The sequence below is a fragment of the Mesoflavibacter sp. SCSIO 43206 genome (genome assembly GCF_019904215.1).
Classification (GTDB): domain Bacteria; phylum Bacteroidota; class Bacteroidia; order Flavobacteriales; family Flavobacteriaceae; genus Mesoflavibacter; species Mesoflavibacter zeaxanthinifaciens.
This window is the reverse complement of record NZ_CP063201.1, coordinates 320,411-346,382: the sequence shown is the minus strand read 5'-3', so window position 1 is coordinate 346,382 and position 25,972 is coordinate 320,411. Positions and strand designations below refer to the sequence as shown.

Sequence of the window (25,972 nt, the reverse complement as noted above, 5' to 3'; positions counted from 1 at the left end):
TTGTTTTTCTTAATAAATGCCTTACTTTTGCACAAAATTAACAAGCTAAATATAGCTGTGTTATAATAAGTTGAAATTAAACTAAAACAATAAAATGGCAACTAATAGAACATTTACAATGCTTAAGCCAGATGCTGTAGAAAAAGGACACATTGGCGCAATTTTAGAAAAAATTAATGCTTCAGGATTTAGAATCGTAGCAATGAAATTAACACACATGACTAAGCAAGATGCAGAAGCATTTTATGCTATACACAAAGAAAGACCTTTCTTTGGTGAGTTAGTAGAGTATATGACACGTGGTCCTATTGTAGCTGCTATTTTAGAAAAAGATAACGCAGTAGAAGACTTTAGAACTTTAATAGGTGCTACTAATCCAGCAGAAGCTGCAGAAGGAACTATTAGAAAAATGTACGCAGAGTCTATAGGAGAAAATGCAGTACATGGTAGTGATAGTGATGAGAACGCAGCTATTGAAGGTGCTTTTCATTTTTCTGGAAGAGAAATGTTTTAAATAATAAAACATATATAACTAAAAAAGCCTTTCTAAATTAGAAAGGCTTTTTTTGTAATCGTTTAAATAGAAAATATATATTATACTACTTTTACATTTACTGCGTTCATACCTTTACGTCCTTCTTGTAGATCAAATTCTACTTCATCTCCTTCTCTAACTTCGTCAATTAGACCTGAGATGTGAACGAAATGGTCTTTGTTAGATCCTTCTTCAGTTATAAAACCATAACCTTTAGAATCATTGAAAAATTTTACTGTGCCTTGAGCCATTGTAATAAAAAAAATTTGTTAATAATGTGTCAAAGATAGAGTTTATAATATTAACTCAACGTTATTTTTCAAATTTTTCAAAAAAATAAAAAAAACGATAAAAATTTTTCAATTATCTGAGTACTATTTTGTTAACTATATTTTTACCTAGCTCTTCATTAATTAGGTTTATGATTTTTTCTTTTCCGTAGCTTAGTTCTTCTCTTAAGGCACTAGAGCTTAATTGTATATATAGTGTGTCTCTTTTTAATTGAATATTTGTAGTGTAGTTGTTAATACCATTACCCATAAGTTTTATCCAGGCTTCTCTAACTTGTACTTTGTCTAAACCAGTTTCTAGCTTATTTTCTGTAACAAATTCTTTTAGGACATCTTGTAGGTTTAATATATCGTTATTTCGTTTGGCCATTATTGAATGTTTATTGGTGTGTAACGTTTATATAAATATACGTCTTTGCTTTGGTTTATTACTTTCATTTCATCTTTAGAAATATCTAAAATAGTTTCTTTCCAGTTATGGTATGGTGTTTTGTAATGTAAGTTAAAACTGTCGTTTTCTATTTTGAAAGTGAAAGTTTCTGAGTTTTTTGAAGTTTTAAAAGTACCATCAAACTCAGGTTTCATTTTTTTTCTAAATCCAGAAGAGTCTGATGTGATTTCTATATAATCAATAGTTTTGTTAACAGTATATTGTTTTTCTACTCCATTATTTAGTTTTACTTCTTTTATTTCCCAATAACCTTCTAAATTATTGGTGAATTCTGTTTTGTCTTTAGAGCAACTAAAGATTGCTAAAATGAATATAAAGATTAATTTTTTCATTATTAAAAATTATAGTTTAAATATTTTATAGCTTTGATGTACTTGTTTTACTACATTTTCTGTACGATCTGCATGTGTATCACTTATAAAAATCTGACCAAAATTTTCGTCATCAACTAGCTTAATAATTTGAGCAACTCTAGTTTCGTCTAATTTATCAAAAATATCATCTAAAAGTAATATTGGATTACTACCACTTTCGGCTTTTATACTATCAAATTGGGCAAGTTTTAATGCAATTAAAAAAGATTTTTGCTGTCCTTGACTTCCGAATTTTTTTATAGGATGATCATCAATATTAAATATTAAATCGTCTTTGTGTACACCAACACTTGTATATTGTAAGGCTTTATCTTTATTTATGTTTTGGCGTAAAAGTGTATTTAAATCATCATCAAAAAGATGGCTTTTGTAATCTAAATCTATAGCTTCGTTATTATCGCTAATGGCTTTATAACGTTCTTTAAAAATAGGAACAAAAGATTTTAAAAATGCTTTACGTTTTTCAAAAATTTCTGTTCCATAAGTGTTTAACTGTTCGTTATACACATCAATAGTGTCTTGGTTGTACGTATGGTTAGCAGCAAAATATTTTAATAACGAATTACGTTGCGCCAATACTTTATTGTAGTTTATTAAATGACTTAAGTAGTTTTTATCGTTTTGACTAATTACACTGTCAATAAATTTTCTTCTGGTATCGCTGCCCTCAATTATTAAATCTCTATCTGCTGGCGAAATAATTACAAGAGGCAAAAAGCCAATATGATCACTAAATTTATCATAAGCTTTTGTGTTACGCTTTATAACTTTTTTTTGTCCTTTTTTTAAGCTAACAACAATGTTTTCGGTTTTATTATCTTTATCATATTCGCCATTAATAACAAAAAAATCTTCATCATGTCTAATATTTTGAGAAGACACAGGATTAAAATAACTTTTACCAAAAGAAAGATGGTAGATAGCATCTAAAACATTAGTTTTTCCTACACCATTATTACCGACAAGACAATTAATAGTAGCATCAAACTCAAAAGTTTTGGTGTCAAAATTCTTATAATTTAAAAGCGAAAGTGATTTTAAAATCATGGATATAATATAAAAAAAGTGTGCTAAATAGTGTTACCACAATAAGAAGTGCAAATTATTGAAAAATATCAAATAAATAGGCTTTTATTTATGAAGAAAAATTATATTTTTGTGCGCATTAATAAAACGAAGTATGGCAACGTATAAGAAAAGAGGATACAAACCTAAGACGAAAGTTGAAAAAGAAATAGAAGTAGAAGAAGAATCTACAACAGCAGAAGTTTTTAATACTTTAGACGAGTCTGCTAACAAAGCAGAAGAGTTTGTAGAAAAAAATCAAAAAAACATCTTTATAGTAATTGGTGTTATAGCTGCTTTAGTTTTAGGGTACTTAGGTTACCAACAATTTGTAGCAAAACCAAAACAAGCAACTGCTATGAATGAGATGTACCAAGCAAAAAAGTATTTTAATGATGCTGTAACAGCTACAGCAAATAAAGACTCTTTATACAATTTAGCTTTAAGTGGAGGAGAAGGTAAGTTAGGATTAACAGATATCGTAGATCAATACAGTGGTACAGATGCTGGTAACTTAGCAAACTACTATGCAGGTATGGCATACTTAAATCTAAAAGACTACGAAAAAGCAATTGCTTACTTAGACGATTTTAAAAGTGAAGACGAAGCTTTAGCGCCAATGGCTAAAGGAGCAATAGGTGATGCGTTTATGCAATTAAACCAAGAAGAGCAGGCTTTAGACTATTATTTAAAAGCAGCTAACTTACGTCAAAACGAATTTACAACACCAACGTTTTTATATAAAGCAGGTGTAACAGCTTTAAATATGGGTAATACTTCTAAAGCATTAGACTTATTTAACAAAATTAAAGATAACTATCCAGATGCTCCTGAAGCAAAAAACTCAGAAGTATTTATAGGAAAAGCACAAGCGATGTCAAAATAAAAAATTATGGCAACAACAGATTTATCAGCTTACGATAAAGCATCAATCCCAAACGGAAAGCAATTTCGGTTTGGGATTGTTGTTTCAGAATGGAACGATAATATAACCGAAGGTCTTTTAAAAGGAGCAAAAGACACACTTTTAGAACATGGTGTTATACCAGAAAACATTGTAGTTTGGCATGTGCCAGGTAGTTATGAGCTAATTTACGGAAGTAAAAAAATGCAAGAACAACTGGTAGATGTTGTAATAGCAATTGGTAGCGTAATACAAGGCGAGACAAAACATTTTGATTTTGTATGTGATGCTGTATCACAAGGAATTAAAGATCTAAATGTACAGCACGAAACACCTGTAATTTTCTGTGTACTTACAGATAATAATATGCAACAAGCAATTGACCGTTCTGGCGGTAAACATGGTAATAAAGGTGTAGAAGCTGCTGTAGCTGCCTTAAAAATGGCACAATTAAGGGAGAACGCTTAGGTTTTAGTATTGAGTATTGAGTATTGAGTACTCAGTGTGTAGTCAATGATAGTTTGTATAATTTTGCTAGCAGCTAACAATTCCTTTTTGTTAACAATTTTTAGCATTCTCTAACCAGCAATCTCTAGTATTTTCAGTAAATTTGATTTTACTAGTAATACCATTTAGCATTGTTTGGTCAAAGAAAAAATAAAAAATTTACTTACAAATCTCGTTTTAATAAAGACAACGATTCTGCTTCGCAATTAAAAGAAAGTATGAAATCTAGTTGGAGCGAGGCAAGACCTTCTGTTTCTGGAAGAAAAAAGAGCAATACCTTATTCCTTTTAATAGGACTTTTAGTATTTATTGCTATCTTAATGTATTACTTAGATTTAAAAATTAAATAAAGTGAAAGGGAATTTTTTAAAAATAAAGCCTAATAAACGTTTTAATTACACGCCTCGATATTTTAAAGGCAAAGATGAAGGGAATGTGTATGAAATAGGTTCTAAAATTGAAAAATCAAGGAATACAACTAATTTTAATGATTATGGTTCGCATTGGAAAGATGCAAGAAAGAAAAGTAGAAACAGGGGAAATAGAGAAATTTCTTATAGATTGATTCTAATTATCTTGATCCTAGTTTTAATTTTTCTTTACATCATTGATTTTGATTTGTCAATATTTAGAAAAAAATAATGCATGGCAGATATAATTCAATTATTACCAGATCATGTTGCTAATCAAATTGCTGCAGGAGAAGTAGTACAACGTCCTGCATCTGTCGTAAAAGAGCTTTTAGAAAACGCAATTGATGCTGGAGCAACAACAATAAAATTAATCGTAAAAGATGCTGGTAAAACATTAATACAAGTTATCGATAACGGTAAAGGCATGAGTGCAACCGACGCTAGATTAAGTTTTGAGCGTCATGCTACATCAAAAATCCGAAATGCAGAAGACTTATTTCAATTAAATACTAAAGGATTTCGTGGTGAAGCTTTAGCAAGTATCGCTGCAATTGCACATGTTGAGCTAAAAACAAAACAAGAGGATGACGAGCTTGGGACTTGTATAGAAATTGAAGGCAGCGAAGTTAAAAGTCAAGATGTAGTCGTTACTCCAAAAGGTACATCGTTAGCTGTAAAAAACTTGTTTTTTAATATTCCTGCACGACGGAATTTTTTAAAGTCTAATGCTGTCGAATTACGTCATGTTATAGACGAGTTTCATCGTGTGGCATTAGCGCATCCAAGCATAACATTTTCCATGTTTCATAACGGAAGCGAAACATTTAATCTTCCAGAAAGCAATTATAGGCAGCGTATAGTTAATATTTTTGGGACTAAAACCAACGAAAAATTAGTGCCTGTAGAAGAAGCTACAGAGGTACTAACCATTTCTGGATTTGTTGCTAAACCAGAATTTGCCAAGAAAAGTCGTAACGAGCAGTTTTTCTTTGTAAATAACCGTTTTATTAAAAGCGCTTATTTAAATCATGCTATAAATTCAGCGTTTGAAGGTTTACTTAAAGATGGTGCACAACCAAGTTATTTTTTAAACTTAACGGTAAATCCGCAAACCATAGATATTAATATTCATCCAACAAAAACTGAGATTAAATTTGACGATGAGCATACATTGTACGCCATCTTAAGATCTGCAGTAAAGCATAGTTTGGGACAGTTTAATATTGCACCAGTTTTAGATTTTGAACGCGATGCCAATTTAGATACGCCTTATAATTATCAACAAAAATCTGCACCTTCGGTTGAGGTCGATAGTAGTTTTAATCCGTTTAAAGATGAAGTTGTTACTAGCAAGTCGTCTTCATCTTCATCTTCATCTTCATTTTCAACTTCGCCTTCATTTAAAAAAGATAGAGGAACAAGTTGGGAAAGTTTATATGTTGGATTAGAATCTAAAGGCAATCAATCGGCTTCAAATTTTAGCGAAGTAACTTTTGAAAGCGAACCAGAAACCGCTTCAATTTTTGAAAACGAAAATGAAGTAGAGCAGAAGCAAACTACCTATCAGCTTAATAATAAGTTTATAATAAGTACCATAAAATCAGGTATGTTGGTTATAGACCAGCATAAGGCTCATCAACGTGTATTGTATGAAGAATATCTTCAAAATATAACTGTAAAAGAAGGTGTAAGTCAGCAGTTATTATTTCCGTTAGAATTACATTTTTCTAAGCAAGAAATTCAATTAATTCAACAACTACAAGAAGATTTAGAAGCTACAGGATTTGTGTTTACACATGTTAAAGATGAAATTGTAGTGATAACAGGCGTACCTGTTAATGTTCCAGAAAGCGAAGTGTCTATAATTTTAGAGCAGCTAATAAGTGATGTAGAAAACGAAGTGCCAGACAGTCATTTTTCTGCAGCAGATTTACTGGCAAAATCTATGGCTAAAAGTTTAGCAATAAAAACAGGACAAACCTTAACAAATACAGAGCAAGAACACTTAGTAAACAGGCTGTTTGCTTGTAAAGAACCAAGTGTGTCACCGACCAATAAAACAACGTTTATTACGATGACTGTTGATGAACTTGAAAAGAAATTTATGTAAGTTATGATGAGAATTTCAGATACCGTAAAACACCTTATAATTATCAATGTAATTTTTTTCATTGGAACGGTTACTGTTGGTGGCGGCGAAGCTTTTTATGAATGGTTTGCGCTTCATTTTCCTGCAAGTGATAGTTTTAAACCTTGGCAAATAGTAACGCATATGTTCATGCACGGTAGTATTGGACATCTCTTTTTTAATATGTTTGCATTGTGGATGTTTGGTTCTCCCGTAGAATATCGCTTAGGAAGAAATAAATTTTTGTTTATCTATTTCTCTGCAGGTTTAGGAGCTGCATTGTTTCAGTTAGGTGGTGCATATTTTAATTATTTACCTGCTTACGAGCAGTTGATGGCTTCTGGAGTGACATCAGATCAGTTTTTTGAAATGATGAACACAGGAAGAGTTTACAACAATGTACCTCAAGGGATGATTACAGAATTACAATCTGCGTATAACTCATACAACAGTACAATGGTTGGCGCATCAGGTTGTATAATGGGTATTTTAGCAGCATTTGGTATGATGAATCCAAACGCAGAACTAATGATGATTTTCTTACCAATACCTATAAAAGCTAAATATTTTATTCCCGGGATAATTATCTTAGATGTAATATCTGCCGTTACAGGACAATCATTTTTTAGTCCAAGTAATACCGCATATTTAGCTCATGTTGGTGGTGCTTTAGTCGGATTTTTTATTATGTGGTATTGGAAGAAAAATCAATTCAATCAAAATCGTTGGGATAGATAAATGAGTCAAATAGATCAATTAAAATATAAATACGCTAGGCTTAATGTGCTAGAAAAAGTTATAGTCATTAATGTGATTGTCTTTTTGTTAGCGTTAATATTAAATCCTATTGTTCCTAGTGTTTTTAAATGGTTAAGACTACAAAGCGACTTTTATGATGTGTTATATAAACCGTGGACAATCTTTACTTATGGATTTGTACATTTTGGTTTATTTCATATGATTTTTAATATGCTTTGGTTATACCTTTTAGGAAGAATATTTATGAACTTATTCAATCCTAAAATGGCGCTTAATATTTATTTTTTAGGAATAATTGTAGGTGGTTTAGCCTTTTTATTTGGTTATAATGTTTTTTCCAGTTTCTTTTCAGCAAATGCTTATCTAATTGGTGCTTCTGGTGGCGTTAGTGCATTATTAATTTTTATAAGCGCTTATTTACCCGATAAAAATATAAGATTTTTTACTTACAATTTAAAATTATGGTGGATAGCTGTAGCATTTGTAGCTTTTGATATTATAGGTTTGTTTGGTAGTAACGCAGGTGGAAGTTTAGCACATTTAGGAGGAGCTTTACTAGGTTTTGTTTATGCAAAACAACTAGAAAAAGGCAATGATATAGGTGCAGGTTTTGGTCGTTTTATGGATAATATAGCTAGTTGGTTTAAGCCAAATAATAAATCAAACTTAAAAACCGTTCATAAAAGAAAAAGTAAAGTAGCTGGTTATGATAAAAAGGAATTTAACGAGCTAAACACACAAAAAAAAATAGATACTATTCTAGATAAAATAAGTAAAAGTGGTTACGATAGTCTGACTAAAGAAGAGAAAGATTTTCTTTTTAGAGCAGGAAAATAACAACTAAAGTAACTGAGGAAAAGTATGAAAAAGTTGAAATTTTTTGAAAAAATCGTTTTTTTCCTCAATTCTATTGTGGCTTTTCTACTATTGTTATCTTATATTTTACCTCATGTACCTCCAAAAACTTTTGCTACACTTTCTGTGTTAAGTTTAGGTGTTCCTTTTTTAATTTTGTTAAACGTATTATTTTTTGTGTATTGGTTGTTTAAAGTCAAAAAGCAACTCGTACTTTCTTTACTTGTTATAGCTATTGGTTATCTATTGTTTGGTTCCTTTTATAAGTTTTCAAACTCCGAAAAAAATATAGAAAGTAGTCTATCTGTGATGAATTATAATGTACGCCTATTTAATCTTTACGATTGGATAGCAGAAAAAGACATCCAAACTAAGCTGACTAATTTTGTAAAAAAAGAGCAACCAGATGTATTGTGTATACAAGAGTTTCATCCACATCAATCTGTAGATTTATCTTTTTTTAAATATAAATTTGAAAAATTAGAGGGTAAAAAAACAAAATATGGTCAAGCTATTTTTTCTCAATATCCAATAATTAATTCTGGATCAATTAATTTTCCTAATACTGCTAATAATGCCATTTTTGCAGACATTGTAAAAGATAAAGATACGGTTAGAGTTTATAATGTACATTTTCAATCATTACGACTTAATACTAAAGCAGAAAATTTAACTCAAGAAGAGGGAGAAAAAATATTTAACGGTATAGGTGAAACTTTTAAAAAGCAACAAACTCAAGCCGAATTATTTTTAAAACATAAATCCAATTCTCCTTACAAAATGATTATTTCTGGAGATTTTAATAACTCTGCTTTTTCTTATATATACAATCAAGTAAAAGGCGATTTAAAAGATACTTTTAAAGAGCAAGGTAATGGTTTTGGGCGCACTTACGATTTTAAGTTTTTCCCATTAAGAATAGATTTTATTCTAGCAGACCAAAGTTTTGAAGTAGATAGTTTTAAGACTTTTGATGTAGAGTATTCTGATCATTATCCTATAATGACAAGATTAAGCTTAAAAGATAACTAAAGTAAACAGTCTACACTATCTGCCAAGATATGTATAACTAAGCCTAATCCAATTAAGCGTGTTTTTTTGGGGATTAGAAGTAGTATGTAAATAGCAATAGCATAATAGGAGTGAAGTGGATGAAAGTTAATGCTACATCTGTTAGGTGCAAAAATAGGCGTTGCTAATAAATGGTCTAAATCGATTAGCATACCTAAAATCATAATAACATAGGCTTTTTTCCATTGGTTTTTAAAAAGAAAAAGTGCAATGATTAATGGTAATAAAAAATGAATTCCGTAATGTATAATTGGTTTATACATGCGTTGGTAATTCTTGATTTTCTAAATAAGTTAAAGCGTTTGTTCCTTCATTAAACAGTAAGTCTATAATACTTAAATTATCTATATATCCACATTTGTCAAAAAAGACTTGTCTGTAGTTTTCAAAGTTGAAATTAGGCTCTTTTCTGGCGTTAACAAGCGATCTAAAATCTGTTAAATCGTCATGTTTTGTTTGATAACTTTCAGTATAAGTAATATCCATATCTAACTGAAGACAATCACATACAACTTCAAAACATTTTAAATTAAAATCATAAATAAACTCATGTCTTTTTTCGAAAAGCGGAATAAATTCATCTTCATAATATTCAAAAAAAGGCGACGTACGGTAAGCAGCTTCAAGACTTTTCCAATGTATTTGTTGCCATTTTTCGGAATTACTAATTTTCACATCTTTGTATAATTGTCTGTTTTTATGACTATGAATTATAGGAATGCTTAACTGTAATTTGCCATTTGCACCATAAATGTAAGTACGATTACGGTACGTTTGTTTTTGAAAATTATCATGTTTTTCAAACACTAAATCTTCAGCTTTAGCAATAGCTACACATTGTGCAATGCTAGGGAAATATGTAGGGTGAAGAAGTAATTTCATTTGTTAATGCGTTTATTTGTTGATTAGATGGTTGCGTAACGCATTTAATTTATTGGTGATACTTTCAATATTTTTTCTTAGTTTCAAATAGGTGTCTTTAGTGATAAAATTTAATTCGTAAATTAATATTAACTGATTTAAAACTTCTACAGCAGAACTGAAAGCTATTGTTGTAAAATGAGCTTTGTCTTTATTAGTTTTTCTTGCAGAACCTTCGGCTATATTTGAACAAATAGATACTGAAGCTCTGCGTAATTGAGATGTTAATCCAAATTTTTCCTCTTTAGGAAAGTTGTTAGTTAATTTATAAATTTCTTTCGCTAGAGATTTAGCTTCAATCCATACTTCCAACTTTTCAAAACTATAAGTGTACATGAAGAAATTTCAAATTAACGATTAGACAAATAAACAGATAAACAAAAAATCAAGCTGCTTTCTTCTTACGTTTTCTAAATTTATTAAAAGCAAAAATACCTGCTAGTACCACTAAAAATGGAATAAAATACGATGTTGGTTTACCTTCGCCACCAACGGTAGTAAATAATCTATTCCAACGTATTTTGTCTAATCCTTTACCGTTACTATCCCAACTCATCCAAACAAAGACAGGTTTTCCAACCACGTGGTCAAATGGTACATATCCCCACATTCTTGCATCCTGACTATTGTGTCTGTTATCACCCATCATCCAATAGTAATCTTGCTTAAAAGTATAGGTGTTTGCAACTTCACCATTAATTAAAATTTGATTGCCTTTTACATCTACAGTATTACCTTCATAAGCAGTAATTATGCGTTTGTAAAGCGGTAAAACCTCTAAATTTAAGTCGACTGTCTTTCCTGCTTCTGGAATGTAAATTGGGCCAAATTCATCTTTATTCCAACTATATTCTGGCGTACGAGGGAAAATATCATTTTCCGGTTGTGTTGATAAATCTTTTTTAAGCGAAACTACATTAGGATTACTCTTAATTTTTGTAGCTAATTCTTCTGTAAGATTAATGTTTAATGCTTTATCAGAAAAATTAATTTTTAATTTATCATACATGTCTTGAGACACATTGCCTTTAAAAGCAACCATATCGCCATCGTCTGAAACAACGGTTAAGTTAATCCCATTTGCTTTGATGTATTGTTGAACTTTTTCATTCTCAAAAATTGATTTTTTAAGTTGAAATACTCTTGTATATTCTGTAATTCCGTACTGGTCTAAAAATTCTTGAGAGACGTTATTCTTTAATATTACTGTATAGAAAAACTGAAGTTTAGCTCTGTCAGGTAATTCGTTTTTCTTTCCGTTAATGTAAACGTAACCTTCTTTGATAGATAAAGAGTCACCAGGTAATCCCACACAACGTTTTACATAATTGGTCTTTTTGTCTACAGGTTTGTATCTCACTTCTCCGTAAGGATTATTAATATCTACCAACGTATCTACAGGCCAATTAAAAACAACAATATCGTTACGTTCTATCTCTTCTAAAGCTGGTAACCTAAAATATGGTAATTGTGGTTTTTTGATGTATGAAGGAACTGTGGTTCCTGGAACAGCATCATGTATCATTGGTACAGCAACTGTAGTTTGTGGTGTACGCGCACCATAATTTACTTTACTAACAAATAAGAAATCACCAACCAATAAAGTTTTTTCTAAAGAAGAAGTTGGAATTACAAAAGGTTGAATAAAATAAGTGTGAACAATTGTAGCAGCAACAACTGCAAATAAAATAGAACTTACCCAATCACCAAGCTCGGTTAAAGGATGTAAGCTTCTATTTTCTCTGTATTTTAAATCTTTTGCCCCATAACTTAAATAGAAGTTATAAAATCCTAATAAAACAATAGCTAAAAAAGTATCTTGAGTGCTGTTTTTGTTAAAACTTCTTGCTGTTTCTACCCAAACTACCGGAAACAGGATAAGATTTACTATTGGTAAAAATAAAAGGATTGTCCACCACCAAGGTCTGTTTATAATCTTCATTAAGATAACAGCATTGTAAACAGGTACAAATGCTTCCCATGCTTTTCTTCCTGCTTTTATATATAACTTCCAAGTAGCTAAACCGTGTAAAAGTTGAATGATAAAGAAAAATATAATCCACTGAGTTCCACTCATAATAAAATATCTGATTTGTTAGTTTATCTTGTTTTACAAATGTTGTTAAATATATTAAAGTTACCCAATATTTAACACATCTTTCATAGTAAAAACACCTGTTTTGCCAATAATCCATTCAGCAGCGATAACAGCACCTAAAGCAAAACCTTGTCTGCTGTGTGCTTCATGTTCAATTTTTATGGTGTCAATATCACTTTTATAAGTAATAATGTGTGTGCCAGGAACATCAGGAATACGTTTTGCAGTTATTGGAAGTGTGTTTTCTGTACTTTCGTCTAATTTCCAATTAGAATATTGACTGTGATTTTTTATTACGCCTTCTGCTAAAGTTATAGCAGTACCACTTGGTGCGTCTAATTTTTTTGTATGATGAATTTCTTCGATATCTACCTTATAGTCATCTAGTTTAGTCATCATTTTTGCTAAAATTTCATTTAGTTCAAAAAAAATGTTTACACCTAAGCTAAAGTTTGAAGCATATATAAATGCACCTTTATTTTTTTTGCAAAGCGAAACAGCGTCATTATATTTATCTAACCAACCTGTTGTACCTGAGATTACAGGCACATCATTATTTAGACAGTTTGAAATATTATTAAATGCAGCATTAGGAATACTAAAATCTATAGCAACATCTGCTTCTTTAATATTGTAACCTGTATTACTACTTGTTTTTATTACAATATCATGTCCTCGGCTTATGGCAATTTGCTCAATAGCTTGACCCATTCTACCATAGCCTAATAATGCGATTTTCATTTTTTATGTATTTAAATGAAACTAAAATTAGCTTCAATTTATAAGAAGTTAAAATTTAAAGTTTAGTGTTAAGCCTAAATCTCCTTGATTATCAATATCATTTAGTTTGTAATGAGGCTTTAAACTTAATTTTTCGTCTATGTTGTATTGTAATAAATGAGCGTCTATATTTGCGTCTACAATATTTAGAGCATAAAGACCAAATGTAATTAATAAAGAGAGTTCTTTATTACGTCTAAATGTTTGTTGTGCATCTCTTAGTGCATCGTCAGTTAGTCTACCATAAAACTCGTCATCTGTAAAACCAGCAAGTCTTCTCTTGTAAGCATCTCTAACACGATTATATTGTTTGTTATTATGATCGTAAAATAAAATACCCGTAGTTATTGCCCCTACAACAATAGGTACTTTCCAATATTTACCATTATAAGCCTGACCTAAACCAGGTAAAATTGCAGAATAAAATGCAGCACGAGAAGGTGCTAAAGGATCATATTCTCTTGGAAGCTTAACTTTTTTTACTTTACTAGAGTCTGCTAAAGCTATATCGTCCTTTTCCTTTAATCCTTTAGGTAATTTGTTGGTTTTTGTTGTGTCTGCTTTTTTATTGCTGTTATCTTCTTGTGCTTGAAGAAAACAGCAAAAAATAACACAAAGAAGTGTAATAATATATTGCTTATTTATCACCTTGGACTAGCTTTTTTATACGGTTAAAATCTTCTTCAGAATGAAAAGGAATTGTAATTTTTCCTTTACCATTGCTAGAGACTTTAACGTCAATTTTATGTCCAAAGTATTCTGAAAAAGCAGTGATGCCTTTTTTAACATATTTTGGTAATTCTTCTTTTGTAGGTTTTGCAGGAACTTTTACTTCGCTAGTTTGATTATAATTACGAACTAAATTTTCAGTTTGTCTTACAGAAAGTTTGTCACTTAAAATCTTTTCGTAGATTTCAAGTTGGATATTTTGATCTTCAATATTTATAATAGCACGCCCATGTCCCATAGATAGGAATCCATCGCGCATACCTGTTTGGATAATAGGGTCTAATTTTAAAAGGCGTAAGTAATTAGCAATGGTACTACGTTTTTTTCCTACACGTTCACTCATTTGCTCTTGTGTAAGATTGATTTCGTCAATTAAACGTTGATAGGATAAAGCAATTTCTATTGGGTCTAAGTCCTGACGTTGGATGTTTTCTACCAATGCCATTTCTAGACTTTCTTGATCGTTAGCTATTCTTATGTAAGCAGGTACAGTTTCTAAACCAACTAATTTTGATGCTCTAAAACGTCTTTCACCAGAAACTAACTGATATTTTTCAAAGCCTAATTTTCTTACCGTGATTGGCTGTATTACACCTAATTCTCTAATAGACGAGGCTAATTCACGCAGCGATTCTTCATTAAAATTAGTTCGTGGTTGAAATGGATTCATTTCAATTTGGTCTAATTCTAACTCTACAATATTACCTATAACTTTGTCTGCGTTTTTGTCTTTTGCAGATTGAATATCGTTTTCTGGATCTTTCAGTAATGCTGAAAGTCCGCGTCCTAAAGCCTGTTTCTTAGTTGCTTTCGCCATAAATTAGGAGTTTTTTGTAATAATTTCTTTAGCTAAACTTAGGTAATTACTAGCACCTTTACTTGATGCGTCGTAATTAATAATGTTTTCACCATAACTTGGTGCTTCACTAAGTTTAACATTTCGCTGAATAATGGTACTAAATACCATGTCGTTAAAGTGTTTTTGGACTTCGTCTACTACTTGATTAGACAGTCTTAAACGCGAATCGTACATGGTTAACAATAACCCTTCTATATCTAGATTTTTGTTATGTATTTTCTGTACACTTTTAATAGTGTTTAATAATTTTCCTAAACCTTCTAATGCAAAATATTCGCACTGAATTGGAATAATTACTGCATCTGCAGCAGTTAGCGCATTAAGGGTTAATAGTCCTAAAGAAGGAGCGCAATCTATTAGTATATAATCATATTGGTTCTTTATCTCTTCAAGAGCTTTCTTAAGCATATATTCACGTTGATCTTTATCTACTAATTCAATTTCGATAGCAACAAGGTCAATATGAGCTGGTATTATATCTAGGTTTGGAGTTTCTGTAGGTATTGCAGCTTCTTTTGCTGTGTTAGTATGTTCTAAAATTTGATATGTACCAATTTCTACAGACTCTACATCTATTCCTAATCCAGATGTGGCATTAGCTTGTGGATCTGCATCTATAAGTAAAACTTTTTTTTCTAAAACACCTAAAGAGGCGGCTAAGTTTACAGAGGTAGTTGTCTTACCAACACCACCTTTTTGATTGGCAATTGCTATAATTTTACCCATTAATCAATTTGGTTTTTGTAACGGTAAAAATACAATTATTTATGAGGAATAAAAACCTTTGTTAATAACATAAATAAAAAAATGAGGTTGTAAATTTAACATTGCAACCTCATTTTTATTAATGTTTGACTGGATTATTTTTCTGGATTGTGGATACCTAAAATATAACCTTTTGTTAGATATTTTTTAGCAACATTTTGTATGTCAGATTTACTAAGATTACTTACAGTTTTTTCATACTCTAAGATTTTATTAGCATCTTTATCTTCATAATCTGCATTTTTTAGAAGTCTTAACCAGAATCTGTTTTCTTTTAGATCTTCTTTTCTTTCTAATAGCTGCGCTTCTTTTACTTTGGCTAAGTCTTCTTCTGTAGGTCCGTTAGCTACAATTTTTTCAACTTCGGCAATAGCTGCATTTTTAAGCTTTTCTACATTTTCTGGTCCACAAGGAAAACTAATACTAAAGCTATACCAGCCGTAAGGAATTTTGTTAATATTTCCTCTAGCTCCAACACCATAAACACCGCCTTCTTCTTCACGTAGTTTTTCGATTAGTTTTATGGTTAAAATTTCACCTAAACTACTTAATGCATAGTCTTCTTTTTCGTCATAAGTTGTTTCACCTTGATACACAATTCTAACAGAACTTTTTGGGTCTGTACCTTTTTCTACAATTTTTGTATGTGATCCTGATAAAGGTCTAAAATCTGTTTTTTTGTAAGTTTCTTGTTTACCTGTTGATGGTAAGTTAGCTAAATATTTTTCTGAATATTCCTTTATTTTGTTTTCATCAATGTTCCCTACAAAGTAAAAATTGAAATCTCCTGCGTTTGCAAAGCGTTCTTTATATTTTTGGTAAGCTAAATCATAATTAGCTTGATCTAATTTTTCTGGTGTTGGAAAACCGGAATATCTTGGGTTTGCACCGTATACAAATTTAGAATATTGATCTTGAAAATAGAATTGCGGACTAGATAACATATTGCCAATAAAGGCTTTTTGTTTATTTATATACGAAGCAAAAGCTTTTTCGTCTTTATTTAATGCTGTAAAATATAAATGTGTTAGCTGAAACAATTCTTCAAAATCTTTTGGTGTTGAAGATCCTGAAATTTCTTCCGTAATACCGCCAACTCTTGGTCTTACACTAACAATTTTTCCTGACATCATTTTTCCTAGATCTACTTTGCTAAATCCATTAACGCCAGCATCTGTTAATCCATTGTTAGCAAATACTGTTTCTAAGTAATCTTCATCAGAATATAATGAGCTACCACCAAAACTGAAGGCATCAAATAAAATTTCGTCGTTTTTAAAGTCTGTTTTTTTGTAAGTAACCGTTGCGCCGTTACTTAAGGTTAGGGTAGTGGTGCCTAATTTGTTATTTTGTGTTTCTTTTACAATAGAACCTTTTGGAGGTAAATTTGTAATTAAAGAAGAAGCTACTTCTTTGTCTTCGTAAGGTTTTATGTCTTCGTTTTTAACGGTTTCTAATAAATCTCTTACTTCTTTTTCTGTTACTTTTTTAATATCTTCTTTATCAGGACCTGTTAAAACTACAACTCTGTTTGTGTCTTTTATATAGTCTGAAATTAATTGATTTACTTCATTTAGTTTTATTGTAGGTAGTTGTTCTTTATGAAAGTTGTATTCCCATTCTATACCTGGCATTGGCTCGTTAACCAAAAAGTTTCTTATGTATTCTCCTAAAACTCTGTTAGACTCAGTTTTATCTTTGTCTTTAAAAGATTTTTCTAATCTAGCGATTAAATCTTTTTTAGCTCTTTCAAATTCACCTTGGCCAAACCCGTATTTTTTTACTCTTTCGTTTTCTTCAAGTAATACTTTTAATGCTTTTAATTGTCCATCTGGACTTGTCATAGCAAAAGATTGATAAGCGTCTTTAGTGTCTGCCCATGTACCTCCATGAAAAGAATACCCGTAAACAAATGGTGGATTTTCACTATTTCTAAGTTCGTCTAAACGATTATTTATCATTTGGGAAAAAAGTGATTCTACAATAGAGTGTCTAAACTCTTCTAATGTTTCGTCTTCTTTACTGTTGCTTTCATCTTTAAAAAGCACTCTGACCTGAGAAAATGAAGCTTCTTTATCGGTCTCTATCGCTATAAAAGTTTCGTTATGATTTGGAACGTAAAAAATTTCTCTAGGCTTAGGTGATTTTGGATTTTCTATACCTCCAAAGTGTGATTTAATTTTCTTTTCTAAAGTTTCTACATCAATATCTCCTACAGCTATAACCGCCATTAAATCTGGTCTGTACCAATCTTTATAGTAGCTTCTTAAGCTTTCGTAGTCAAAATTTTCAAGATTTTCTTTAGTTCCGATAGGTAACCTTTCTGCGTATTTAGAACCATACATTAATTTTGGTAGGTAGTTTTGCATCATTCTTTCATCTGCACCTTGACCTAATCTAAATTCTTCTAAAACAACACCTCTTTCTTCATCAATATCTTTTTCTGTTAATAGCGCGTTATGTGCCCAATCTTCTAATATTTGAAATCCTTTTTCTAATTTTTCAGGATCATCACTTGGTATTGGAAGCATGTAAACGGTTTCGTCAAAACTAGTATATGCGTTTAAGTGAGCACCAAATTTTACTCCTATACTTTGAAGATAGTCTACCAATTCATTTTTCTTGAAATTTTTTGTTCCGTTAAAGTTCATGTGCTCCATAAAATGAGCTAAACCTTTTTGGTCTTCATCTTCAAGAATAGAACCAGCTTTAACTACAAGTCTAAGTTCTACTTTGTTTTCTGGTTTACCATTGTTTTTAATATAATAAGTTAACCCATTACTTAAAACTCCTTTTTTTACTTCTGGATTGAAAGGGATTTTTTCTGTGGAATTAAATGTTGAAGTTTGATTTGTTTTAGGTGATGTTTTAGTAACAGTTTGCCCATTTAATTTAATAGTACCTGTTAATACAAACAACACCATTGTGAAAATTGATATTGATTTTTTCATTTTTGGTTGTTTTAATTAATAACTTGTAAGGAATGGTTTATAAAAATAAAATTTATGTTTAACTAAATGTTGAAATTTATGTTAAAATTGAAAATTTATTCAATAAGCTAACGGAAAGAATTTCAATTTATTATAAAAAAAAAGCCACTTTTTTAGTGGCTCTTTTTATAATTAATCTATCAAGATTTCTAAAATCTTAATAGCTGCGTCGCTAATTTTTGTTCCTGGTCCAAAAACGGCTACAGCACCAGCATCAAATAGATATTGATAATCTTGTTTAGGGATAACGCCTCCAACAATTACCATAATATCTTCTCGACCATATTTTTTAAGTTCTTCAATAACCTGCGGAACCAAGGTTTTATGTCCTGCTGCCAAGCTAGATACTCCTAAAATATGCACATCGTTTTCTACAGCTTGTTTTGCTGCTTCTTTAGGTGTTTGAAATAGAGGTCCAATATCTACGTCAAAACCTACATCTGCATAACCTGTGGCAACTACTTTAGCACCACGATCATGACCATCTTGTCCCATTTTAGCAATCATAATACGAGGTCTTCTGCCTTCTTGCTCAGCAAATGTATCTGCTAGTTCTCTTGCTTTTTTAAAGCTACTATCGTCTTTTATCTCTTTGCTATACACACCTGAAAATGATTTTATATTTGCTTTATAACGTCCGAATACAGTTTCTAAAGCATCACTAATTTCTCCTAAAGTAGCACGTTGTTTTGCTGCTATTACTGCTAAAGCTAATAAGTTTTCTTGACCTGTTTTAGCTGCATTTGTTAAATTATTTAAAGCTTCTTTTACGTTTTCGGTATTACGAGTTGCTTTAATTTTATTAATACTTTCTATTTGTTGTAGTCTTACCGTTTGGTTATCTACTTCTAATATATGTAAAGGATCTTCATGATCTAGTTGGTATTTGTTTACTCCAACTATTATGTCTTGACCAGAGTCTATTCTTGCTTGTTTACGTGCAGCAGCTTCTTCAATACGTAGTTTTGGTATACCAGCTTCTATAGCTTTTGTCATACCGCCAAGATCTTCTACTTCTTGTATTAAATCCCAAGCTTTTTCGGCAATATCATGAGTTAACTTTTCAACGTAATAACTTCCTGCCCAAGGATCTACAGTTTTTGTAATGTGTGTTTCTTCTTGTAAGAAAATCTGCGTGTTACGTGCAATTCTTGCAGAAAAATCTGTTGGTAATGCAATCGCCTCGTCTAATGCATTTGTATGTAAACTTTGTGTGCCTCCAAAAGCAGCAGCTGCAGCTTCGATAGTTGTTCTTGCTACATTGTTAAAAGGATCTTGCTCTGTAAGACTCCATCCACTTGTTTGGCAATGTGTACGTAATACTAAAGATTTAGCGTTTTTAGGGTTGAATTGTTTCACCAATTTAGCCCAAAGCATTCTTGCAGCTCTCATTTTAGCAATTTCCATAAAATGATTCATACCAATAGCCCAGAAGAAGGATAATCTTGGAGCAAAAGTATCTATATCCATTCCTGCATCTAAACCTTTACGGATATATTCTAATCCATCTGCCAGCGTGTAAGCTAATTCGATATCGCAAGTCGCGCCAGCTTCTTGCATATGATAACCAGAAATACTAATACTATTGAACTTTGGCATGTTCTGGCTAGTATATTCAAAAATATCTGAAATGATTTTCATAGAAGGTGTTGGTGGATAGATGTAAGTATTACGCACCATAAATTCCTTTAAAATATCATTTTGAATGGTTCCTGCTAATTGTTCTGGTTTTACGCCTTGTTCTTCGGCTGCAACTATATAAAATGCCATGATTGGTAATACAGCACCATTCATGGTCATAGATACAGACATTTTATCTAACGGAATTTGGTCAAATAAAACCTTCATATCTTCAACACTATCAATAGCTACACCAGCTTTACCTACGTCTCCAACTACACGTTCGTGATCAGAATCGTAACCACGATGCGTTGCTAAATCGAAAGCAACTGAAAGACCTTTTTGACCAGCTTCAAGATTTCTTCTGTAAAATGCATTACTCTCTTCAGCGGTGCTAAAACCTGCGTATTGGCGTATGGTCCAAGGTCTGCGTACATACATTGTGCTGTATGGTCCGCGAAGATTTGGTGCTATTCCTGCAACAAAATTTAAGTGTTCTAAATCCTTAGTATCTGACTTAGCGTAAGTAGATTTTACAGGAATGTCTTCTGCAGTATTAAATGTAGAAGTTTGTTGATCTACTGTTATGTTTTCTTGTGTTTTAAGTGTTATATGTTGAAGATTTTTTCTTGACATTATAATATCATTTTTTGTAAAAACGGATCAAAATTAGCTTCAAAAGGTGTGCTTAATTGAATAAAAACCGTTTTGTTGTTGTAAGAAACTATATAAGTAGAATTGTAAAAGGTCGGATTGTCTATTGACTTAGTATCTTCTACTTTAAAAATCGATTTAAATATTTGTGGTCCAACAGAATTATCATATTTAGCAGTGACCTTTGTATATTTTAAATCTAGATTGTTTTCATTTTCTCTATTTGACTGACTTATGATGCCTAACAAAAATTTTGCGTCTTGTCTTTGAAGAGGCATGTAAGGTAAAGTGTTAATTGTGTAAGTAGAGAATGTGCTTTTGTCAAAATAGATATAAAAATTACCTTCGATTTCTCTTAGTTGTTTTAGTCTGGCATATTCAAGTTTTAGACTATTCTTGTCTGTGGATATGCTGTCTAAAATTTTCTCGAATTCTACACCACTTTTCCTTTTAAAAACACTTGGTAAGTATATTCTAACAGGATCTTTATCTAGCTTATGGTAGCTGCCTTCTATAGTTTCTATATTAGAACTATCTACCATTAACCAGTTGCTTACCTCTGTAACATTGTTTATGCAAGAGGTAATTACAAGACTTATTAATATTAAATATGTTATTTTTTTTAAGTTCATATTAATGATTGTGCCCAGCGTGATCGTCTGCTTTTTTTACGTTGTTTTTTTTAGGTAGATTAAGAGGTGTTTTATTAAAATCTATTTTGTTATTAGCTTCTTGTTTAGTGTCGTTAAATTCTAAATTAATTTTTGTAAAATCTAAATCAAACATCTTAGAGTAGTAATAATCTAAAGCTATAAAGGTTTGTAAATAAACGTCTCTGGTGTAAGATGTGTTGCTTCTTAATGCAGGAGCAAATAATTTGTAATTCATGCTATTGGTGCTTACAAGTGCGTTAAAGGTTGTCTTTAAGCTTTTATCTTGCATGTTTTGAGATAGACATTTAACCAAATCGCTATTATAGTTTAAAGCTCCTTCTTGCCATAAATCTGATTTTGTTTTTAATACATCAAAAATAGCTTTTGTGTGAGAAGACATCATGTTTTCTGGTTTTACACGATTAGAAATAGCATTATTTACAAAAGCTCTGTATGCTCTTAATTTATTTTTACCGTTTGGGTCATATTGGTTTAAAATATCTTTTTCAAAGCTATATAAAGCTTCTTTAAATAGCTTATCATTTGCAGGGTCACAGCTAATAGTTTCTGGTTTTTCTGCATATTTATACTCTGCTAACGTTGCTTCGGTGTTATCTTGTTTGCAGCTAAAGTTTAATACGATAAAAAATACAAATACAGTTTTTAAAATACGTGTGTTCATGTTTTTTTAGTTTTGTTATTTATTCTTCGGTTTTTAATCGTTCTTGTTCTAGTTTTTCTGCTAAACGCTTTTCAATTATAGGTTCTATTAAAGTTTTAACAGGATTAGTTTTTACAAAAGGAAATAACTCTAAATCGTTTTTCATTTTATCTTCTTTATTAGGATGTTTATTGGTGCCTAAAAGAATGATTTTTTGTTCATCAAATTGCTGTTGTTCTTTTGCGGCGCTTTCTTTTATTTTTTTCTGAATAGTGCCTTCTTTTAATTGTTTTAACAATCCTCCGTTAGCTTCAATATCTTTAAAAAGATCTAGACTATTTTCTGCAAGTTGATTTGTTAAACTTTCTATGTAGTAACTACCATCTGATGGGTTATTAACCGCATTAAAATAGCTTTCGTTTTTTAATACTAATAGTTGGTTTCGTGCTATTCTTTCTCCAAAAGCATTGTCTTTATGGTAAATTGCATCATATGGTAAATTAAAAACAGTATTAGCACCGCCAAGGACAGCACTCATGCATTCTGTTGTTGTACGAAGCATGTTTGTGTTATAATCGTAAATAGTTTTGTTTCTTTTTGAAGGAATTGCGTTTATAACACATGTTGCAGAAATATTATATTCTGAAGCAATACTGTCAAATAGAGCTCTAAGCGCTCTTAGTTTTGCAATTTCGAAAAAATAATTTGTACCAACAGCAACATTAAAAATCACCTTTTTTATGGTTGAAACATCTACGATATTAAAATATTCATTAGCATGTAAAACAGTGTAGGCTATTTGTTGTACGTTATTTGCACCAGCGTTTTGATAGGTTGTAGCATCTATTGTTAAACAGCCTGTATGTGCTACTGTATCTTTAATGGCTGTAAGATCTTTATCAAGATTAGAAAACCAATTACCAGTTTTTACTATTTGATGAATTGGGTCTACTTGAATACTTATATTTTGATCAATATTTGAAATCCAGTTTTGGTCTAAAAACAATAATTCTAATTGAATGTTTGTAGCGTGTAAATCAATATTTTTAATTAATTCTGAAATAGAAACTTCATTATTAGGAATAATAAATTTTATAGTTTCTGCGCCTTTTTCAATTGCATTTATTGCTTTTTTATTAGCTGCATCTGCGTTTTGAGCAAATATAATTTGACCAATAGACCAAGTTTGTGGTTTTATGTGTAAAGTGTTTTCTAAAGTGTCTTGATGGTAAAATGGTTTTACATTTATACCATCGTTAGTTTGCCAAACTAAAGTATCATTATAGTCTGCTCCTTTTAAGTCTACCTGTATTTTTTGTTTCCAAGCTTTTGCAGAAACTGGTTCAAAATCTGAAAATAGTTTTTTACTCATCTTCTTTAGTTTTTAGGCTGTCTTGATATTCTATTATATAAATATCTTCATTGTCTCGCTTCATGTAGTATTGTTCTCGTGCAAAGGTTTCTATGCCTTCTTCACGACTCAATTCTTCTATAGCTTTTTTGTCTTTTTGTATTTCTTTTTTGTAGTATTCTTTTTCTGCTTCTAAATCGTCAATTTCAGAATTATATTGACTGTGTATAATTAACGAATTGGTGTCAAAAAACACCATCCATATTACAAAGACAACAAGTGTTAAAATGTATATGTTTTTTAAGTATTTCAAACTAAGCGTTCGTTAATTATTGTTTTTACTATGTCTACTGCAACTGTATTATATCTGTTATTAGGTATAATAATGTCTGCATACTCTTTCATTGGTTCTATAAACTGTTGATGCATTGGTTTTAATGTATTTTGATAGCGCGTTAAGACTTCGTCTATATCACGACCACGATCTTTTATGTCTCTTTTTAGTCGTCTTATTAAACGCTCGTCACTATCTGCATGAACAAATATTTTGATATCAAAATGCTCTCTAATTTCTGGATGAGAAAGGATTAAAATCCCTTCAACAATCATTACTTTACGAGGTTTTGTTACAATAACATCGCCTGTACGATTATGTTTTATAAAAGAATACACGGGTTGGTTTATGGCATTACCAGCTCTTAATTCTTTTAAGTGTTGCTCTAAAAGTTCAAAATCTATTGATCGTGGATGATCAAAATTAATTTTAACACGTTCGTCAAAAGATAGGTGAGTAGTGTCTTTGTAATATGAGTCTTGAGATATTACACCTACTTCGCCTTCTGGTAATTCATTTAATATTTGATTAACTACTGTTGTTTTACCGCAGCCTGTTCCGCCAGCAATTCCTATAATTAGCATTGTTTTTATTTAATTTTAAGGTTCAAATTTAAGAATTTACAACCTTATTTAAGTAGTATTTTAGAAACTTCTTTACTTGTAATTAAAGTGTCACTATTGTTGCCCCAATTATTTAAAATATAGTTAGTCACATCTGCTACTTCTTGGTTGTTTAAACCCATTGGAGTCATAACGTTATTGTAGGTTTTTCCGTTTACTGTAATTTTACCTTTCATACCGTTTTTTATTCCTTTGATACTAGCTTCTAAATTGTTTTCTAAATAATCAGAATTTGCTAATGGCGGATATACGCCTTCAATCCCTTCTCCATTAGCCATATGACAGTTTATACAGAAATTTTGATACACTTTTTCTCCTTGGGCAATAGAAGATTTTAATTCTGGGCTAGCTTTTTTGTCTGAAGTTTTGCAGCTTATTATTAATATTGAAACAATTAGAATTAGTCCTGTTTTTTTCATTCTTTATCTCTTTTTAATTTTACAATACCTAAGTTTTCTATGCCAACATAGATATAGCCATCTGGACCTTGTTCTACAGATCTTACACGACCTAAACCATCTAAAAGACGTTGCTCTTTAATGACTTTTCCATTTTGAAGTGTACATAAATCTAAATACTGAAATTTAAGAGAGCCGACTAACAAACTACCTTTCCAATCTCCATATTTATCGCTATTAATAAATGCCATACCAGAAGGAGCAATGGATGGATCCCAATAATGTAAAGGTTGCTGCATACCTTCTTTTTTTGTTTGGTCTGTAATTTTTGTTCCTGAATAGTTGATGCCGTAAGTAATAACTGGCCAACCGTAATTAGCACCTTTTTTAACGATGTTAATCTCGTCACCACCACGTGGTCCATGTTCATGAGACCAAATTTCGTTAGTAAAAGGGTTAATTTTCATACCTTGAGGATTACGGTGTCCGTAGGACCAAATAGCTGTTTTAGCATTTTTAGTATCAACAAAAGGATTATCTTTAGGTATACTTCCATCGTTATTTAGTCTATAAATTTTACCGCCATCTTTAGTTAAATCTTGAGGGTTAATATCTCGTTCTCCACGTTCTCCAATGCTAAAAAATAAGTAGCCATCTTTAAAGACAATTCTAGACCCAAAGTGTTGTCCTTTAGTAGTATTTGGTACAGCTTTATAAAGTATTTCTTTATTAATTAAACTGTCGTTTTTAATTTTTGCACGCATTATTGAGGTGTTTCCTCCATTTTCGTCACCATCAGAAGAAGCATAAGAAAAGTAGATCCATCCGTTATTTTTATAATTAGGATGTAGCTCAATATCTAACAATCCACCTTGACCTCTTAAATATACTTTTGGTGGATTTTTAATTTCAGTCTTTTTATTGTTTTTAAAATGAATGATTCGACCATCTTTTTCATTAATTAGTATTGACCCATCAGTAAGAAAAGTAAATCCCCAGGGATTGTTGAGGTTTTTTACAATTACCTCATATGAATGTTTTGTGTTTATAGGGTTTTTGTCTTGTGCACAAGCAAAAAATGAGGCTATAATTATTATAATAAATGGACCGAATTTGAATTTCATTTTTATTTTTTTTTATGAATTTACAATTTAATAATAAAAAATGTTTTTAAATTGATGAAA

30 protein-coding genes are annotated in these 25,972 nt (G+C 31.0%); 9 read left to right on the top strand and 21 right to left on the bottom strand.

Going from position 1 to position 25,972, the window contains the following annotated elements:
- Positions 1-94 precede the first annotated feature (94 nt).
- On the top strand, positions 95-514 hold the full coding sequence (locus INR78_RS01825; protein WP_027880679.1) for a nucleoside-diphosphate kinase: 420 nt from the start codon (positions 95-97) through the stop codon (positions 512-514).
- Positions 515-594: 80 nt separating this feature from the next.
- Here the strand turns inward: INR78_RS01825 and INR78_RS01820 are convergent, their stop codons facing one another.
- The 4 genes from INR78_RS01820 to INR78_RS01805 all read right to left on the bottom strand — a co-directional run bounded on the left by INR78_RS01820 (position 595) and on the right by INR78_RS01805 (position 2,697).
- The gene (locus tag INR78_RS01820) at positions 595-786 is read right to left on the bottom strand and encodes a cold-shock protein (RefSeq protein WP_027880678.1); all 192 of its coding nucleotides are present in this window, start codon (positions 784-786) and stop codon (positions 595-597) included.
- 112 nt (positions 787-898) lie between these two features.
- A complete protein-coding gene (locus INR78_RS01815; protein WP_027880677.1) occupies positions 899-1,195 on the bottom strand; it encodes a DUF721 domain-containing protein in 297 nt (98 codons plus the stop codon).
- Positions 1,195-1,608, bottom strand: a complete 414-nt coding sequence (locus INR78_RS01810; protein ID WP_223077236.1) for a lipocalin family protein — start codon at positions 1,606-1,608, stop codon at positions 1,195-1,197. Before INR78_RS01810 ends, INR78_RS01815 begins: the two co-directional genes overlap by 1 nt.
- Before the next feature lie 9 nt (positions 1,609-1,617).
- Positions 1,618-2,697: a DNA replication/repair protein RecF gene (locus INR78_RS01805; RefSeq protein ID WP_223077235.1), complete on the bottom strand. Its 1,080-nt coding sequence runs from the start codon at positions 2,695-2,697 to the stop codon at positions 1,618-1,620.
- Positions 2,698-2,830: 133 nt separating this feature from the next.
- Between INR78_RS01805 and INR78_RS01800 the strand changes: the two genes are divergently transcribed.
- The 8 genes from INR78_RS01800 to INR78_RS01765 all read left to right on the top strand — a co-directional run bounded on the left by INR78_RS01800 (position 2,831) and on the right by INR78_RS01765 (position 9,313).
- Complete coding sequence (locus INR78_RS01800; RefSeq protein WP_027880674.1) at positions 2,831-3,601, top strand: tetratricopeptide repeat protein; 771 nt, start codon at positions 2,831-2,833, stop codon at positions 3,599-3,601.
- A gap of 6 nt (positions 3,602-3,607) precedes the next feature.
- Entirely contained in the window at positions 3,608-4,087 is a 480-nt protein-coding gene (gene ribH / locus INR78_RS01795; RefSeq protein ID WP_223077234.1) for a 6,7-dimethyl-8-ribityllumazine synthase, read from the top strand.
- A 170-nt stretch (positions 4,088-4,257) separates the two neighbouring features.
- On the top strand, positions 4,258-4,476 hold the full coding sequence (locus INR78_RS01790) for a hypothetical protein (protein WP_223077233.1): 219 nt from the start codon (positions 4,258-4,260) through the stop codon (positions 4,474-4,476).
- Position 4,477: 1 nt separating this feature from the next.
- Positions 4,478-4,768, top strand: a complete 291-nt coding sequence (locus INR78_RS01785; RefSeq protein WP_223077232.1) for a hypothetical protein — start codon at positions 4,478-4,480, stop codon at positions 4,766-4,768.
- 3 nt (positions 4,769-4,771) lie between these two features.
- Positions 4,772-6,649: a DNA mismatch repair endonuclease MutL gene (gene mutL, locus INR78_RS01780; RefSeq protein WP_223077231.1), complete on the top strand. Its 1,878-nt coding sequence runs from the start codon at positions 4,772-4,774 to the stop codon at positions 6,647-6,649.
- Between the two features lie 3 nt (positions 6,650-6,652).
- The gene (locus tag INR78_RS01775; protein WP_223077230.1) at positions 6,653-7,405 is read left to right on the top strand and encodes a rhomboid family intramembrane serine protease; all 753 of its coding nucleotides are present in this window, start codon (positions 6,653-6,655) and stop codon (positions 7,403-7,405) included.
- The gene (locus tag INR78_RS01770) at positions 7,406-8,263 is read left to right on the top strand and encodes a rhomboid family intramembrane serine protease (RefSeq protein WP_223077229.1); all 858 of its coding nucleotides are present in this window, start codon (positions 7,406-7,408) and stop codon (positions 8,261-8,263) included.
- Positions 8,264-8,338: 75 nt separating this feature from the next.
- Complete coding sequence (locus INR78_RS01765) at positions 8,339-9,313, top strand: endonuclease/exonuclease/phosphatase family protein (RefSeq protein ID WP_370632487.1); 975 nt, start codon at positions 8,339-8,341, stop codon at positions 9,311-9,313.
- Here the strand turns inward: INR78_RS01765 and INR78_RS01760 are convergent.
- The 17 genes from INR78_RS01760 to INR78_RS01680 form a co-directional block, all read right to left on the bottom strand.
- Positions 9,310-9,615 carry a DUF6122 family protein gene (locus INR78_RS01760; protein WP_223077227.1) on the bottom strand — a complete coding sequence of 102 codons (306 nt, stop codon included), beginning with the start codon at positions 9,613-9,615 and terminating at the stop codon, positions 9,310-9,312. The genes INR78_RS01765 and INR78_RS01760 overlap by 4 nt on opposite strands.
- Entirely contained in the window at positions 9,608-10,234 is a 627-nt protein-coding gene (locus tag INR78_RS01755; RefSeq protein ID WP_223077226.1) for a WbqC family protein, read from the bottom strand. Before INR78_RS01755 ends, INR78_RS01760 begins: the two co-directional genes overlap by 8 nt.
- 12 nt (positions 10,235-10,246) lie before the next feature.
- Complete coding sequence (locus INR78_RS01750; protein ID WP_223077225.1) at positions 10,247-10,609, bottom strand: four helix bundle protein; 363 nt, start codon at positions 10,607-10,609, stop codon at positions 10,247-10,249.
- Positions 10,610-10,658: 49 nt separating this feature from the next.
- Complete coding sequence (gene lepB, locus INR78_RS01745; RefSeq protein ID WP_223077224.1) at positions 10,659-12,350, bottom strand: signal peptidase I; 1,692 nt, start codon at positions 12,348-12,350, stop codon at positions 10,659-10,661.
- 60 nt (positions 12,351-12,410) lie between these two features.
- Complete coding sequence (gene dapB / locus INR78_RS01740) at positions 12,411-13,112, bottom strand: 4-hydroxy-tetrahydrodipicolinate reductase (RefSeq protein WP_223077223.1); 702 nt, start codon at positions 13,110-13,112, stop codon at positions 12,411-12,413.
- A 48-nt stretch (positions 13,113-13,160) separates the two neighbouring features.
- Positions 13,161-13,799: a DUF5683 domain-containing protein gene (locus tag INR78_RS01735; RefSeq protein ID WP_370632486.1), complete on the bottom strand. Its 639-nt coding sequence runs from the start codon at positions 13,797-13,799 to the stop codon at positions 13,161-13,163.
- Positions 13,789-14,697 (bottom strand): ParB/RepB/Spo0J family partition protein, encoded by a 909-nt coding sequence (locus INR78_RS01730; RefSeq protein ID WP_027880661.1) that lies wholly within the window; start codon positions 14,695-14,697, stop codon positions 13,789-13,791. The genes INR78_RS01735 and INR78_RS01730 overlap by 11 nt, the downstream gene beginning before the upstream one ends.
- A 3-nt stretch (positions 14,698-14,700) precedes the next feature.
- Positions 14,701-15,465 (bottom strand): ParA family protein, encoded by a 765-nt coding sequence (locus tag INR78_RS01725; protein WP_223077222.1) that lies wholly within the window; start codon positions 15,463-15,465, stop codon positions 14,701-14,703.
- A 134-nt stretch (positions 15,466-15,599) separates the two neighbouring features.
- Positions 15,600-18,455: a pitrilysin family protein gene (locus INR78_RS01720; RefSeq protein ID WP_223077221.1), complete on the bottom strand. Its 2,856-nt coding sequence runs from the start codon at positions 18,453-18,455 to the stop codon at positions 15,600-15,602.
- Positions 18,456-18,626: 171 nt separating this feature from the next.
- On the bottom strand, positions 18,627-20,750 hold the full coding sequence (scpA, locus tag INR78_RS01715) for a methylmalonyl-CoA mutase (protein WP_223077220.1): 2,124 nt from the start codon (positions 20,748-20,750) through the stop codon (positions 18,627-18,629).
- Positions 20,750-21,400, bottom strand: coding sequence for a hypothetical protein (locus INR78_RS01710; RefSeq protein WP_223077219.1), 651 nt, complete (start codon positions 21,398-21,400; stop codon positions 20,750-20,752). The genes scpA and INR78_RS01710 overlap by 1 nt, the downstream gene beginning before the upstream one ends.
- A 1-nt stretch (position 21,401) precedes the next feature.
- On the bottom strand, positions 21,402-22,103 hold the full coding sequence (locus tag INR78_RS01705; RefSeq protein WP_223077218.1) for a hypothetical protein: 702 nt from the start codon (positions 22,101-22,103) through the stop codon (positions 21,402-21,404).
- A 19-nt stretch (positions 22,104-22,122) separates the two neighbouring features.
- Positions 22,123-23,454 (bottom strand): methylmalonyl-CoA mutase subunit beta, encoded by a 1,332-nt coding sequence (locus INR78_RS01700; protein ID WP_223077217.1) that lies wholly within the window; start codon positions 23,452-23,454, stop codon positions 22,123-22,125.
- Positions 23,447-23,746: a septum formation initiator family protein gene (locus tag INR78_RS01695; RefSeq protein WP_027880654.1), complete on the bottom strand. Its 300-nt coding sequence runs from the start codon at positions 23,744-23,746 to the stop codon at positions 23,447-23,449. The genes INR78_RS01700 and INR78_RS01695 overlap by 8 nt, the downstream gene beginning before the upstream one ends.
- Positions 23,743-24,351: a uridine kinase gene (udk, locus tag INR78_RS01690; RefSeq protein WP_223077216.1), complete on the bottom strand. Its 609-nt coding sequence runs from the start codon at positions 24,349-24,351 to the stop codon at positions 23,743-23,745. Before udk ends, INR78_RS01695 begins: the two co-directional genes overlap by 4 nt.
- 44 nt (positions 24,352-24,395) lie before the next feature.
- On the bottom strand, positions 24,396-24,809 hold the full coding sequence (locus INR78_RS01685; RefSeq protein ID WP_223077215.1) for a cytochrome c: 414 nt from the start codon (positions 24,807-24,809) through the stop codon (positions 24,396-24,398).
- Positions 24,806-25,912: a PQQ-dependent sugar dehydrogenase gene (locus INR78_RS01680; protein ID WP_223077214.1), complete on the bottom strand. Its 1,107-nt coding sequence runs from the start codon at positions 25,910-25,912 to the stop codon at positions 24,806-24,808. Before INR78_RS01680 ends, INR78_RS01685 begins: the two co-directional genes overlap by 4 nt.
- Positions 25,913-25,972 lie beyond the last annotated feature (60 nt).

What these genes read in the sequence shown, in the direction of transcription:
- INR78_RS01825 (WP_027880679.1), top strand. Translation starts at nt 95, where the DNA reads ATGGCAACTAATAGAACATTTACAATGCTTAAGCCAGATGCTGTAGAA.
- INR78_RS01820 (WP_027880678.1), bottom strand. Translation starts at nt 786, where the DNA reads ATGGCTCAAGGCACAGTAAAATTTTTCAATGATTCTAAAGGTTATGGT.
- INR78_RS01815 (WP_027880677.1), bottom strand. Translation starts at nt 1,195, where the DNA reads ATGGCCAAACGAAATAACGATATATTAAACCTACAAGATGTCCTAAAA.
- INR78_RS01810 (WP_223077236.1), bottom strand. Translation starts at nt 1,608, where the DNA reads ATGAAAAAATTAATCTTTATATTCATTTTAGCAATCTTTAGTTGCTCT.
- INR78_RS01805 (WP_223077235.1), bottom strand. Translation starts at nt 2,697, where the DNA reads ATGATTTTAAAATCACTTTCGCTTTTAAATTATAAGAATTTTGACACC.
- INR78_RS01800 (WP_027880674.1), top strand. Translation starts at nt 2,831, where the DNA reads ATGGCAACGTATAAGAAAAGAGGATACAAACCTAAGACGAAAGTTGAA.
- ribH (WP_223077234.1), top strand. Translation starts at nt 3,608, where the DNA reads ATGGCAACAACAGATTTATCAGCTTACGATAAAGCATCAATCCCAAAC.
- mutL (WP_223077231.1), top strand. Translation starts at nt 4,772, where the DNA reads ATGGCAGATATAATTCAATTATTACCAGATCATGTTGCTAATCAAATT.
- INR78_RS01775 (WP_223077230.1), top strand. Translation starts at nt 6,653, where the DNA reads ATGATGAGAATTTCAGATACCGTAAAACACCTTATAATTATCAATGTA.
- INR78_RS01770 (WP_223077229.1), top strand. Translation starts at nt 7,406, where the DNA reads ATGAGTCAAATAGATCAATTAAAATATAAATACGCTAGGCTTAATGTG.
- INR78_RS01760 (WP_223077227.1), bottom strand. Translation starts at nt 9,615, where the DNA reads ATGTATAAACCAATTATACATTACGGAATTCATTTTTTATTACCATTA.
- INR78_RS01755 (WP_223077226.1), bottom strand. Translation starts at nt 10,234, where the DNA reads ATGAAATTACTTCTTCACCCTACATATTTCCCTAGCATTGCACAATGT.
- INR78_RS01750 (WP_223077225.1), bottom strand. Translation starts at nt 10,609, where the DNA reads ATGTACACTTATAGTTTTGAAAAGTTGGAAGTATGGATTGAAGCTAAA.
- lepB (WP_223077224.1), bottom strand. Translation starts at nt 12,350, where the DNA reads ATGAGTGGAACTCAGTGGATTATATTTTTCTTTATCATTCAACTTTTA.
- dapB (WP_223077223.1), bottom strand. Translation starts at nt 13,112, where the DNA reads ATGAAAATCGCATTATTAGGCTATGGTAGAATGGGTCAAGCTATTGAG.
- INR78_RS01730 (WP_027880661.1), bottom strand. Translation starts at nt 14,697, where the DNA reads ATGGCGAAAGCAACTAAGAAACAGGCTTTAGGACGCGGACTTTCAGCA.
- INR78_RS01725 (WP_223077222.1), bottom strand. Translation starts at nt 15,465, where the DNA reads ATGGGTAAAATTATAGCAATTGCCAATCAAAAAGGTGGTGTTGGTAAG.
- INR78_RS01720 (WP_223077221.1), bottom strand. Translation starts at nt 18,455, where the DNA reads ATGAAAAAATCAATATCAATTTTCACAATGGTGTTGTTTGTATTAACA.
- scpA (WP_223077220.1), bottom strand. Translation starts at nt 20,750, where the DNA reads ATGTCAAGAAAAAATCTTCAACATATAACACTTAAAACACAAGAAAAC.
- INR78_RS01710 (WP_223077219.1), bottom strand. Translation starts at nt 21,400, where the DNA reads ATGAACTTAAAAAAAATAACATATTTAATATTAATAAGTCTTGTAATT.
- INR78_RS01705 (WP_223077218.1), bottom strand. Translation starts at nt 22,103, where the DNA reads ATGAACACACGTATTTTAAAAACTGTATTTGTATTTTTTATCGTATTA.
- INR78_RS01700 (WP_223077217.1), bottom strand. Translation starts at nt 23,454, where the DNA reads ATGAGTAAAAAACTATTTTCAGATTTTGAACCAGTTTCTGCAAAAGCT.
- udk (WP_223077216.1), bottom strand. Translation starts at nt 24,351, where the DNA reads ATGCTAATTATAGGAATTGCTGGCGGAACAGGCTGCGGTAAAACAACA.
- INR78_RS01685 (WP_223077215.1), bottom strand. Translation starts at nt 24,809, where the DNA reads ATGAAAAAAACAGGACTAATTCTAATTGTTTCAATATTAATAATAAGC.
- INR78_RS01680 (WP_223077214.1), bottom strand. Translation starts at nt 25,912, where the DNA reads ATGAAATTCAAATTCGGTCCATTTATTATAATAATTATAGCCTCATTT.